Raw genomic sequence first — 12,973 nt, forward strand, 5'->3', positions numbered from 1 at the left:
AGAACTATCACTGCAAGGTGACTTGAGTTCTCGGACTTCGACCCTTTTTAAAGGAGTAGAAATGAAATTAACAATCCATGAAGTGGCTCAAGTTGTAGGAGCTAAAAATGATATCAGCATCTTTGAGGATGTTCAGTTAGAAAAAGCTGAGTTTGACAGTCGTTTAATTACTACAGGGGATTTATTTGTGCCCCTCAAAGGGGCGCGTGATGGTCATGACTTTATCGAAACAGCCTTTGAAAATGGTGCTGCTGTAACCCTGTCTGAGAAAAAGGTCGCAAATCATCCTTACATTCTAGTAGATGATGTTCTGACTGCCTTTCAGCAACTAGCAGCCTACTATCTTGAAAAAACAGCTGTTGATGTCTTTGCGGTTACGGGTTCAAATGGCAAGACAACAACCAAAGACATGTTGGCGCACTTGCTATCAACAACTTATAAAACTTACAAAACACAAGGCAACTACAATAACGAGATTGGCCTTCCTTACACAGTTCTCCATATGCCTGAGGGAACAGAAAAGTTGGTCTTGGAGATGGGGCAGGATCACTTGGGAGATATTCATCTCTTGTCAGAATTGGCTCATCCAAAAACAGCCATCGTGACCTTGGTTGGAGAAGCCCATTTGGCCTTTTTCAAAGACCGTTCTGAAATTGCTAAAGGGAAAATGCAAATTGCAGACGGTATGTCTTCGAATTCCTTGCTCTTGGCACCAGCAGATTCGATTGTAGAGGACTACTTGCCAACTGATAAAAAGGTAGTTCGTTTTGGGCAAGGGGCAGAGTTGGAAATTACCGACCTGGTAGAACGTAAGGATAGCTTGACCTTTAAGGCCAATTTCTTGGAGCAAGCCCTTGATTTGCCAGTAACTGGCAAGTACAATGCCACCAATGCTATGATTGCATCCTATGTTGCCCTGCAAGAAGGAGTTTCTGAGGAGCAAATTCGTCAGGCCTTCCAAAATCTTGAATTGACGCGTAACCGTACCGAGTGGAAGAAAGCAGCTAATGGCGCAGATATCCTATCAGATGTTTACAATGCCAATCCAACTGCTATGAAGCTGATTTTAGAGACTTTTTCTGCCATTCCAGCCAATGAAGGTGGCAAGAAAATTGCAGTGTTGGCGGATATGAAGGAACTTGGTGACCAGTCTATTCAGCTTCATAATCAGATGATTTTGAGCCTTTCGCCAGATGTGCTTGATACTGTTATTTTATATGGAGAAGACATTGCTGAATTAGCCCAATTGGCTAGTCAAATGTTCCCAATCGGTCACGTTTACTACTTCAAGAAAACAGAAGATCAAGACCAATTTGAAGACCTAGTCAAGCAGGTCAAGGAAAGCCTTGGGGCTCATGATCAAATCTTGCTCAAAGGCTCTAACTCTATGAACCTAGCCAAATTGGTAGAAAGTTTAGAACATGAAGACAAGTGATTTTGTCAAGTATTTGCAAAGAATGATTGCCATTACAGATACTGGATTAACCTTTACAAAAGATCCGTTTGACCGTGAGCGCTATGAAGACTTGCGAGGTCTTTTATCTGAAATGTTGAATCAAGCATCAGACCTTGATGCCGAAGAAGTGGCAGAAGTCTTGAAGCCAACTTCTGCTTATGCGACTCCGTTAATGGACGTCCGTGCTTGGATTGTTGAGGACGAAAAGATTTGTCTGGTTAGGGGACAAGGAGAGAATAATTGGGCTTTGTCAGGTGGCTTTGGTGAAGTCGGCTATTCTCCAACAGAAAATATTCTCAAGGAAATTGAAGAAGAAACCGGTTTTGAAGCTAAAGTAGAAAGACTACTAGCTGTTTTTGATACAAATCGTTTCCAACTACAGAGCAAGCAATATGCAAAGTTTGTTTTTGAATGTAAGCTTCTTGATGGACAATTCCAAAAAAATCAAGAAATTGCTGACCTTCAATTTTTTGCCATTGACCAACTGCCAGCCTTATCTGAAAAACGCATTACCAAGGAGCAAATAGAGATTCTTTGGCAGGTTTATCAAGGTCAGAGGGAGCAATATCTTGATTAAGAAGATGATTATCGTATTTCTAAATTCATTTTTGACAAATAGCATGGTATAATAAAATGCAGGAAAATTTTGAATTATGAGGAATACTAGATGAATTTATGGGATATTTTCTTTACGACCCAAGCAACAGAGCCACCCAAGTTTGATCTTTATTGGTATGTCAGTATATTTACACTCTTGGCCTTGACCTTTTATACAGCCTATCGCTATCGTGAAAAGAAGGTTTACCAACGATTTTTCCAAATCTTGCAGGCCGTTCAGTTAATCCTTCTTTATGGTTGGTATGGGGTCAATCATATGCCACTGTCAGAAAGTTTACCCTTTTACCATTGCCGTATGGCTATGTTTGTGGTGCTCTTGCTTCCTGGTCAGTCTAAATATAGGCAGTATTTTGCATTACTAGGAACATTTGGGACATTAGCTGCCTTTGTTTATCCAGTGCCAGATCCCTATCCTTTCCCACATATTGCCATTTTGTCCTTTATCTTTGGGCACTTAGCTCTCTTGGGGAACTCACTGGTTTATCTCTTGAGACAGTACGATGCGAGAATGCTAGATGTGAAAAGAATTTTTCTCATGACCTTTGCATTAAATGCCTTAATTTTTGTGGTCAATTTGGTAACAGGTGGAGATTACGGATTCTTGACCAAACCGCCATTGGTTGGAGATCACGGCTTAGTGGCTAATTATTTAATCGTTTCCCTGGCCTTGTCAGCAGCGATTACGTTGACAAAGAAAATCTTGGAACTATTTTTAGAACAAGAAGCAGAAAAAATGATTGCAAAGAAAGCTTAGAAATGAGCTTTCTTTTTTCATCAATACGATTTTTATAGGTTGTTTGGAATATAGGAAAGTTTGAGAAGCGAATATGAAAAAATAACAAGTAAATTTAGGAAAAACTAAGCACGATTGGATTTTTTGTGTTATAATATTCTGTGAATAGCTATACCCTGTTTTAGCTATATTGAATAGAAGTTTGAAACTTGGAAGAGAGAGGATGCGATGTAATGGCTAGAGATGGTTTTTTTACAGGCTTAGATATCGGAACTAATTCGATTAAGGTGCTGGTTGCCGAACTGAGGAATGGTGAATTAAATGTTATTGGTGTAAGCAATGCCAAGAGTAAAGGTGTAAAGGATGGAATAATTGTTGATATTGAAGCAGCAGCAACTGCTATCAAGTCAGCTATTTCTCAAGCAGAGGAGAAGGCAGGCATTTCCATCAAATCAGTGAATGTTGGTTTGCCTGGAAATCTTCTGCAAGTAGAACCAACTCAAGGAATGATTCCAGTTACATCTGATACAAAAGAAATTACAGATCAAGATGTTGAAAATGTTGTCAAATCAGCCTTGACAAAGAGTATGACACCAGATCGTGAAGTCATTACTTTTATTCCTGAAGAATTTATCGTAGATGGTTTCCAAGGTATACGTGACCCACGTGGGATGATGGGAGTTCGTCTTGAAATGCGTGGTTTGCTTTACACGGGGCCACGTACTATTCTTCACAATTTACGCAAGACAGTTGAGCGAGTAGGTGTTCAACTTGAAAACATTATTATTTCTCCATTAGCTATAGTTCGCTCGGTGCTAAATGAAGGTGAACGTGAATTTGGAGCAACAGTAATTGATATGGGTGCAGGGCAAACAAGTGTTGCTACAATCCGTAATCAAGAACTTCAGTTTACAAATATCCTTCAAGAAGGAGGAGATTATGTTACAAAAGATATCTCTAAAGTCTTGAAAACCTCACAGAAATTAGCTGAAGGTTTGAAATTGAATTATGGGGAAGCTTATCCTTCGCTCGCAAGCAATGAAACCTTCCAAGTTGAAGTGATCGGTGAAGTTGAACCGGTTGAAGTTACTGAAAAATATCTAGCAGAAATCATCTCAGCTCGTATCAAACATATCTTTGAACAAATTAAGCAAGAATTGGAAAGAAGACATTTGTTGGATCTTCCAGGTGGGATTGTTTTGGTTGGTGGTAATGCTATTTTACCAGGTGTTGTAGAACTTGCTCAGGAAGTGTTCGGCGTTCGTGTGAAGCTTTATGTTCCTAATCAAGTGGGAATCCGTAATCCAGCTTTTGCTCATGTGATAAGTTTGTCAGAATTTGCTGGTCAATTAACAGAGGTTAATCTTTTGGCACAACGAGCAGTTAAGGGTGAGGACGCCTTGCGTCATCAGCCAATTAATTTTGGTGGAATGATTCAACGTGTAACACAAGTTGCGCAATCGGCAACTATCCATCCAACTACAAATACAGAAATGGAAGCATTACCTTCTACTAATGAGATTAATACAGTAGAGGAGAAACCATCTTCTCAAAATAAACCAAAAATCGCAGATCGTTTCCGTGGCTTAATCGGAAGCATGTTTGATGAATAAAAGAGGAAAAATAAACTATGACATTTTCATTTGATACAGCAGCAGCTCAAGGTGCAGTTATTAAAGTAATCGGTGTTGGTGGAGGTGGCGGAAACGCCATTAACCGTATGGTTGACGAAGGTGTTGCAGGCGTAGAATTTATCGCAGCAAACACAGATGTACAAGCTTTGAGTAGTACTAAAGCTGAGACTGTAATTCAGTTAGGCCCTAAATTGACTCGTGGTTTGGGTGCTGGCGGTCGACCTGAAGTTGGTCAAAAGGCAGCTGAAGAAAGCGAAGAAGCCTTGACTCAAGCTATTACTGGAGCAGATATGGTCTTCATTACTGCAGGTATGGGAGGTGGCTCTGGTACTGGTGCAGCTCCTGTTATTGCCCGCATTGCTAAAGATTTAGGTGCTCTTACAGTTGGTGTTGTGACACGTCCTTTCGGTTTCGAAGGAAGCAAACGTGGTCAGTATGCTGTAGAAGGAATCAATCAGCTTCGCGAACATGTAGATACTTTATTGATTATTTCAAACAACAACTTGCTTGAAATTGTTGATAAGAAAACTCCACTTCTTGAAGCTCTTAGCGAAGCAGATAACGTACTTCGCCAAGGTGTTCAAGGAATTACTGACTTGATCACAAATCCTGGTTTGATTAACCTTGACTTTGCCGATGTGAAAACAGTTATGGCAAATAAAGGGAACGCTCTAATGGGTATCGGTATCGGTAGTGGTGAAGAACGTGTAGTAGAAGCAGCTCGTAAGGCGATCTACTCACCACTTCTTGAAACAACTATTGACGGTGCTGAGGATGTTATCGTCAACGTTACTGGTGGTCTCGACTTGACTTTGATTGAAGCAGAAGAAGCTTCAGAAATTGTCAACCAAGCAGCTGGTCAAGGAGTGAACATCTGGCTTGGAACATCTATCGATGAAAACATGAAAGATGAAATTCGTGTTACAGTCGTTGCAACTGGTGTTCGTCAAGATCGAGTTGAAAAAGTTGTGGGCCATGCACCAAGACAAGCAGTTCGTCATGAACAAACAAGCCCAAGTCATGCACACAATCATAATCGTCACTTTGATATGGCTGAAACTGTAGAAATTCCAAGTCCATCACCTCGCCGTACAGAAACTTCTCAAACTTCAGCATTTGGTGATTGGGACTTGCGTCGTGAGACAATTGTTCGACCAACTGATTCAGTTGTATCACCAGTTGAGCGTTTCGAAGCACCATCTTTACACGATGAGGATGAATTAGACACTCCTCCATTTTTCAAAAATCGTTAAGTAAATGAATTTGAAAGAAAATACAGAACGTGTTTTTCAACAAATAAAAGATGCAAGTCAGCAGGCAGGAAGAGAAGCCAATTCTGTTTCGGTTGTTGCTGTTACAAAATATGTAGACGTACCGACAGCGGAGGCTTTGCTTCCGCTAGGTGTGCATCATATTGGTGAAAATCGTGTGGATAAATTTCTTGAGAAATATGAAGCTTTAAAATGTAGAAATATTACCTGGCATTTGATTGGAACTTTGCAAAGGCGCAAGGTCAAAGATGTCATTCAGTATGTTGATTATTTCCATGCTTTGGATTCATTAAAGCTAGCAGAGGAAATTCAAAAAAGAAGTGATAGAGTTGTTAAGTGTTTCTTACAAGTAAATATCTCAAGGGAAGAGAGCAAACATGGTTTTTCAAGGGAAGAACTATTAGAGCTCTTGCCAGAATTGGCCACCTTAGATAAAATTGAATATGTCGGCTTGATGACTATGGCTCCTTTTGAAGCTAGTAGTGATGAGTTGAAAGAAATTTTTAAAGCTACGCAGGATTTGCAACTAGAAATTAGAGAAAAACAAATTCCCAATATGCCAATGATGGACTTGAGTATGGGTATGAGTCGTGACTACAAGGAAGCGATTGAATTTGGCTCAACCTTTGTCAGAATTGGTACAGCATTTTTTAAATAGGAAAGAAATATGTCTTTAAAAGATAAATTTGATAGATTTATAGATTACTTTACAGAAGATGGAGAAGGAACCGATAATTCTTATCAGCCTACAGCTAAAGATGAAGTTATAGCTTCGGCTCCTGCTATCCAAGAGTTGCCTCAGCAAACAGTATCTACATCTTCAAAGGAAAAAAATATTACACGCCTTCATGCCCGTCAACAAGAGTTAGCTATGCAAAGTCAGCGTTCTATTGATAAGGTGACAATTGATGTTCGTTATCCACGCAAATACGAAGACGCCACAGATATTGTTGATTTGTTAGCTGGTAACGAAAGTGTTTTGATTGATTTCCAATATATGACAGAAGTTCAAGCTCGTCGTTGTTTGGACTATCTGGATGGGGCGCGCCACGTTTTAGCTGGTAACATGAAAAAGGTAGCATCTACTATGTACCTGCTGACACCAGTTGATGTTGTCGTCAATATTGAAGACATCAAAATTCCAGATGAATCACAAAATGGTGAATTTGGCTTTGATATGAAACGTACGAGAGTAAGATAATGATCTTTCTCATTCGTTTTGTTCAAAATGCAGTGGATATCTATTCACTGATTTTAATCGTGTTTGCTCTGATGTCTTGGTTTCCCAATGCTTATGAATCACGTCTTGGACGTTTGATTATTAGTTTAGTGAAACCGATAATAGCTCCCTTGCAACGTTTACCCCTCCAGATTGCAGGTCTTGACTTGTCTGTCTGGATTGCGATATTACTAGTTCACTTCCTAGGGGAGCAGTTGATTCGACTTTTAGTAATCTTTCTATGAACAAGATGATTTATCAACACTTTTCTAAGAATGATTCGTCATTTATTGATAAGGGAGCAGAATGGATAAAAAAGGTAGAAGATTCTTATTCTCCTTTTTTAACACCTTTTGTAAATCCCCATCAAGAAAAGATTTTAAATGTTTTAGCATCAACCAACGGCATCTCCTATATGAGCAGTCGGCAGTTTCTTGATACTGAATATGTACGGGTTCTCCTGTATCCTGATTATTTTGAACCAGAATTCTCTGATTTTGAACTATCCTTGCAAGAAATTGTCTATCCTAGTCAGTTTGAGCGATTAACACATGCAAAAATATTAGGGACTGTTTTAAACAAGCTGGGAATTGATAGGAAGCTATTTGGTGATATCTTAGTCAACGAAGAGAGGGCACAGATTATCATTAATCGACAGTTTATGCTCCTTTTTCAAGACGGCATTACGAAAATTGCTCGTTTACCGGTTCGTCTAGAAGAACGGGATTTTACTGAGAAAATTGCTACAGTAGAAGATTATCAAGAATTAGATATTTGTATTGCTAGTTCTAGATTAGATGTTTTTCTAGCAGGTGTCTTAAAGCTGTCTAGAAATCAGGCAAGTCAGTTAATTGAAAAACAGGCAGTCCAAGTGAATTACCATTTAGTTGAAAAATCAGATTATATAGTTCAAGTTGGTGATCTGATTAGTGTGAGAAAATTTGGTCGATTGAAACTCGTTAGAGATAATGGGCAAACAAAAAAAGATAAAAAGAAATTAACGGTCCAATTGTTATTAAGTAAGTGAGGAAAAATATGCCAATTACATCGTTAGAAATCAAAGATAAAACCTTTAGCACACGCTTTAGAGGGTTTGATCAAGAAGAAGTAGATGAGTTTTTAGATATTGTAGTCCGTGATTATGAAGATTTGGTTCGCTCTAATCATGACAAGGATTTACATATTAAGAGTTTGGAAGATCGTTTATCTTACTTTGATGAGATGAAAGATTCATTGAGTCAATCTGTATTGATTGCACAGGATACAGCTGAGCGAGTAAAACAAGCCGCAACTGAACGTTCAAACAATATTATCCAACAAGCAGAGCAAGATGCCCAACGTTTGTTGGAAGAAGCTAAGTACAAGGCAAATGAAATTCTTCGTCAAGCAACTGATAATGCTAAGAAAGTTGCTGTTGAAACTGAAGAATTGAAGAACAAGAGCCGTGTCTTCCACCAACGTCTTAAATCTACAATTGAAAGCCAGTTAGCAATTGTTGAATCTTCAGATTGGGAAGATATTCTTCGCCCAACAGCAACTTATCTTCAGACAAGTGATGAGGCCTTCAAAGAAGTAGTCAGTGAAGTCTTAGGTGACTCTGTCTTGCAACAACATCAAGAGGAAGAACCAATTGATATTACTCGCCAGTTTTCTCCCGAGGAAATGGCAGAGTTGCAAGCGCGTATCGAAGCAGCTAATAAGGAACTTGCAGAAGCCGAAGCAAGAGCTAAGCAGGAACAAGTGGTTTCACCAGCTCCGGTTGCTGAAGAAAGTCTAGCTCATCCAGTTGATCCAATGTATGAAGAGCCAGAAGTAACTCCAAGCCAGTACTCAGGACCAACACCAGCTACTGAAGCTGTAAACTCAGAACCAGGTTTAGCGGCACCGCAAGAATCTGTTACAATTTTATAAGAAATAATCTGAGAACAATATCTTATCCTTATATTTCCAGCGAGCAGGAGATGGTGTGAGTCCTGCATTCCCTAATGATAAGATTATCCTCTCAAAAACTCAAGTCTGAAGCTAGTAAGATTTGACGTTCCCCACGTTACGGGAAATGAGGGAGAAAGACTAGATCTTTTTCCGAATAAAGGTGGTACCACGATTTTCGTCCTTTTTGGAAGTCGTGGTTTTTAATTTGTTATTATTTATAAAGGAGATACCATGAAACTCAAAGATACCCTTAATCTTGGGAAAACAGCTTTCCCAATGCGTGCAGGACTTCCTACCAAAGAGCCAGTTTGGCAAAAGGAATGGGAAGATGCAAAACTTTACCAACGTCGTCAAGAATTGAACCAAGGAAAACCTCATTTCACCTTGCATGATGGTCCTCCATACGCGAACGGAAATATTCACGTTGGACACGCTATGAACAAGATTTCAAAAGATATCATTGTTCGTTCTAAGTCTATGTCAGGATTTTATGCTCCTTATATTCCAGGTTGGGATACACATGGTCTGCCAATCGAGCAAGTTTTGGCAAAACAAGGTATCAAACGCAAAGAAATGGACTTGGTTGAGTACTTGAAACTTTGCCGTGAATACGCTCTTTCTCAAGTAGATAAACAACGCGAAGACTTCAAACGTTTGGGTGTTTCTGGTGACTGGGAAAATCCATATGTGACTTTGACTCCTGACTATGAAGCAGCTCAAATCCGTGTATTTGGTGAGATGGCTAATAAAGGTTATATCTACCGTGGTGCTAAGCCAGTTTACTGGTCTTGGTCATCTGAGTCGGCTCTTGCTGAAGCAGAGATTGAATACCATGATTTGGTTTCAACTTCCCTTTACTATGCCAACAAGGTAAAAGATGGCAAAGGTGTTCTAGATACAGATACTTATATCGTAGTTTGGACAACAACTCCATTTACCATCACAGCTTCTCGTGGTTTGACTGTTGGTGCAGATATTGATTACGTTTTGGTTCAACCTGCTGGTGAAGCTCGTAAGTTTGTGGTTGCTGCAGAATTATTGACTAGCTTGTCTGAGAAATTTGGTTGGGCTGATGTTCAAGTTTTGGCAACTTACCGTGGTCAAGAATTAAATCATATCGTAACAGAACACCCATGGGATACAGCTGTAGATGAATTGGTTATCCTTGGTGACCACGTTACGACTGATTCTGGTACAGGTATCGTCCACACAGCCCCTGGTTTTGGTGAGGATGACTACAATGTCGGTATTGCTAATGGTCTTGAAGTCGCAGTGACTGTTGACGAACGTGGTATCATGATGAAGAATGCTGGTCCTGAGTTTGAAGGTCAATTCTATGAAAAGGTAGTTCCAACTGTTATCGAGAAACTTGGTAACCTCCTTCTTGCCCAAGAAGAAATCTCTCACTCATACCCATTTGACTGGCGTACTAAGAAACCAATCATCTGGCGTGCAGTACCACAATGGTTTGCCTCAGTTTCTAAATTCCGCCAAGAAATCTTGGATGAAATTGAAAAAGTGAAATTCCACTCAGAATGGGGTAAAGTCCGTCTTTACAATATGATTCGTGACCGTGGCGACTGGGTTATCTCTCGTCAACGTGCTTGGGGTGTTCCGCTTCCTATCTTCTATGCTGAAGATGGTACAGCGATCATGACTGCTGAAACTATTGAACACGTGGCTCAACTTTTTGAGGAACATGGTTCAAGCATTTGGTGGGAACGTGATGCCAAAGACCTCTTACCAGAAGGATTTACTCATCCAGGTTCACCAAATGGCGAGTTCAAAAAAGAAACTGATATCATGGACGTTTGGTTTGACTCAGGTTCATCATGGAATGGAGTGGTAGTAAACCGTCCTGAATTGACTTACCCAGCAGATCTTTACCTAGAAGGTTCTGACCAATACCGTGGTTGGTTCAACTCATCACTCATCACATCAGTTGCTAACCATGGCGTAGCACCTTACAAACAAATCTTGTCTCAAGGTTTTACGCTTGATGGTAAGGGTGAAAAGATGTCCAAATCTCTTGGAAATACTATTTTGCCTAGCGATGTTGAGAAACAATTTGGTGCTGAAATCTTGCGTCTTTGGGTAACAAGTGTAGATACTAGCAATGACGTTCGTATCTCAATGGATATCCTTAGCCAAGTATCGGAATCTTACCGTAAAATCCGTAACACTCTTCGTTTCTTGATTGCTAATACATCTGACTTTAACCCAGCTGAGGATGCAGTAGCTTACGATGAGCTTCGTTCAGTTGATAAGTACATGACGATTCGCTTTAACCAGCTTGTTAAGACCATTCGTGATGCTTACGCAAACTTTGAATTCTTGACAATCTACAAGGCCTTGGTGAACTTTATCAACGTTGACTTGTCAGCCTTCTACCTTGATTTTGCCAAAGATGTTGTTTATATCGAAGGTGCCAAATCATTGGAACGCCGTCAAATGCAGACTGTCTTCTATGACATTCTTGTCAAAATTACGAAACTCTTGACACCAATCCTTCCTCACACTGCGGAAGAAATCTGGTCATACCTTGAGTTTGAAACAGAAGACTTCGTTCAATTGTCAGAATTGCCAGAAGCAGAAACTTTTGCTAACCAAGAAGAAATCTTGGATACATGGGCTGCCTTCATGGACTTCCGTGGACAAGCTCAAAAAGCCTTGGAAGAAGCGCGTAATGCCAAAGTTATCGGGAAATCGCTTGAAGCACACTTGACAGTTTATCCAAACGAAGTGGTGAAAACTCTACTCGAAGCAGTAAACAGCAATGTAGCTCAACTTTTGATTGTGTCTGAATTGACCATCGCAGAAGGACCAGCTCCAGAAGCTGCCGTTATCTTCGAAGATGTAGCCTTTACAGTTGAACGCGCTGCAGGCCAAGTATGTGACCGTTGCCGTCGTATCGACCCAACAACAGCAGAACGCAGCTACCACGCAGTCATTTGTGATTACTGTGCAAGCATCGTAGAAGAAAACTTCGCGGACGCAGTCGCAGAAGGATTTGAAGAGAAATAAGGTTGAAAAGTCTAGGGAAAACTCAATTTGAGAAGAAAAGACAACTAATCTTATAGACTATAAAACGCATTGTATCAAGTTTTTGAATACCTGATATGATGCGTTTTTTATCATGTTAAAAACTTTTTTGTACTGCTCTTGTTTCAATCAACTCTACACCGTTATATATTGTGGAAATTCAAAAAGCTCATGAATCATCTGGAAATCAGATTTCATGAGCTTTTATTGTAATTCTAAATAGATTCATTAATCAAGAGTTTAAGATTTAATAGGAGCTGCTCTAAAGTTAGGACTGTTTTCTCATGGTGATCTAGCTGGTAGAGATTTTGAAAATAGTCTTGGATATTGTCTTCAAAATGTTGAGGTAGATGAGAGCAATTATTTTTTGCGTACTGGAGCATGCGTTTTTCTCCTGGGTGGAGCTGCTCATTGAAGGCAAAGAGTAAATCGAAATAAGAAGCGAAGAACTCGCTACTGCGGTGGTTGATGCTGAGTAAGTCTTTGCGTTTGAGGGCTTTTTTGATTTGTCTTGAAAAAGCTGGCATAGCTTGGTCGAGAAGTAGGAATTGCTTGTTGATGATATTCTTTTTCAGCTCAGCTGGATAAGGAAGATTATACTTTTTCTGGAGGACAGCATAGTGACCATCTCGATCGTAGAGAATCTTACTGTTGAGCAGATTGTACCACATACAAGTAGTGTAAGAATTCTGGGCTTGGTGCTCTAAAACTACGACCTGTAAATCTTTGTCAAATTCGTCTAGAGAGCGGTAAATCAGCTCAATCTCGATGCCATTATTGAGAATACAATCATCCTCCAATTCCCAAAATTGATTGCCGATTTCCATGTAGGAGCAGTATTTACTGAGAATTTCTTTTCGGATGTCTGGCGAGAGGGGAGCACTGAGATAGACATATACATCATAGTCAGAGTCTTTGTCAAAATCTTGTCCAGCTCGTGATCCTCCTAGAGCTAGTGCCTCTACTTGCTCCAGTTGAGTCAATTCTTTAAAGAGATGTTGTGGCATAATATTAACCTTCTTTATTTTTTGACATCATTCTAACAAAAAGTAAGGAGACTAGCAAGAG

Annotated in this window: 12 protein-coding genes; 11 read left to right on the top strand and 1 reads right to left on the bottom strand. The window is 39.9% G+C overall.

Annotated elements, in window-relative coordinates; all coding sequences use genetic code 11:
* Nucleotides 1-61 precede the first annotated feature (61 nt).
* From D8837_RS07485 to ileS, 11 genes are all read left to right on the top strand, one after another.
* Nucleotides 62-1,435: a UDP-N-acetylmuramoyl-tripeptide--D-alanyl-D-alanine ligase gene (locus tag D8837_RS07485; RefSeq protein ID WP_125456655.1), complete on the top strand. Its 1,374-nt coding sequence runs from the start codon at nt 62-64 to the stop codon at nt 1,433-1,435.
* Complete coding sequence (locus D8837_RS07490) at nt 1,422-2,033, top strand: NUDIX hydrolase (protein WP_125456656.1); 612 nt, start codon at nt 1,422-1,424, stop codon at nt 2,031-2,033. The genes D8837_RS07485 and D8837_RS07490 overlap by 14 nt, the downstream gene beginning before the upstream one ends.
* A 90-nt stretch (nt 2,034-2,123) precedes the next feature.
* Complete coding sequence (locus tag D8837_RS07495) at nt 2,124-2,828, top strand: TIGR02206 family membrane protein (protein WP_001055256.1); 705 nt, start codon at nt 2,124-2,126, stop codon at nt 2,826-2,828.
* A gap of 212 nt (nt 2,829-3,040) precedes the next feature.
* Entirely contained in the window at nt 3,041-4,420 is a 1,380-nt protein-coding gene (gene ftsA / locus D8837_RS07500) for a cell division protein FtsA (protein WP_125456657.1), read from the top strand.
* A 17-nt stretch (nt 4,421-4,437) separates the two neighbouring features.
* Nucleotides 4,438-5,694 carry a cell division protein FtsZ gene (ftsZ, locus tag D8837_RS07505; RefSeq protein WP_125456658.1) on the top strand — a complete coding sequence of 419 codons (1,257 nt, stop codon included), beginning with the start codon at nt 4,438-4,440 and terminating at the stop codon, nt 5,692-5,694.
* A gap of 4 nt (nt 5,695-5,698) precedes the next feature.
* Complete coding sequence (locus D8837_RS07510; protein WP_125456659.1) at nt 5,699-6,370, top strand: YggS family pyridoxal phosphate-dependent enzyme; 672 nt, start codon at nt 5,699-5,701, stop codon at nt 6,368-6,370.
* A gap of 9 nt (nt 6,371-6,379) precedes the next feature.
* Complete coding sequence (locus D8837_RS07515; protein ID WP_125456660.1) at nt 6,380-6,913, top strand: cell division protein SepF; 534 nt, start codon at nt 6,380-6,382, stop codon at nt 6,911-6,913.
* Nucleotides 6,913-7,176, top strand: a complete 264-nt coding sequence (locus tag D8837_RS07520; protein ID WP_125456661.1) for a YggT family protein — start codon at nt 6,913-6,915, stop codon at nt 7,174-7,176. Before D8837_RS07515 ends, D8837_RS07520 begins: the two co-directional genes overlap by 1 nt.
* Nucleotides 7,173-7,958: an RNA-binding protein gene (locus D8837_RS07525; protein WP_125456662.1), complete on the top strand. Its 786-nt coding sequence runs from the start codon at nt 7,173-7,175 to the stop codon at nt 7,956-7,958. The genes D8837_RS07520 and D8837_RS07525 overlap by 4 nt, the downstream gene beginning before the upstream one ends.
* 8 nt (nt 7,959-7,966) lie before the next feature.
* Complete coding sequence (locus D8837_RS07530) at nt 7,967-8,842, top strand: DivIVA domain-containing protein (RefSeq protein WP_125456663.1); 876 nt, start codon at nt 7,967-7,969, stop codon at nt 8,840-8,842.
* 252 nt (nt 8,843-9,094) lie between these two features.
* A complete protein-coding gene (gene ileS, locus D8837_RS07540; protein ID WP_125456664.1) occupies nt 9,095-11,887 on the top strand; it encodes an isoleucine--tRNA ligase in 2,793 nt (930 codons plus the stop codon).
* Between the two features lie 233 nt (nt 11,888-12,120).
* Here ileS and D8837_RS07545 read toward each other — a convergent pair whose 3' ends face one another.
* Nucleotides 12,121-12,912 carry a DUF4037 domain-containing protein gene (locus D8837_RS07545; RefSeq protein ID WP_125456665.1) on the bottom strand — a complete coding sequence of 264 codons (792 nt, stop codon included), beginning with the start codon at nt 12,910-12,912 and terminating at the stop codon, nt 12,121-12,123.
* Between the last annotated feature and the right edge of the window lie 61 nt (nt 12,913-12,973).

It is taken from the genome of Streptococcus mitis (assembly GCF_003942965.1).
Lineage (GTDB): Bacteria > Bacillota > Bacilli > Lactobacillales > Streptococcaceae > Streptococcus > Streptococcus mitis_BH.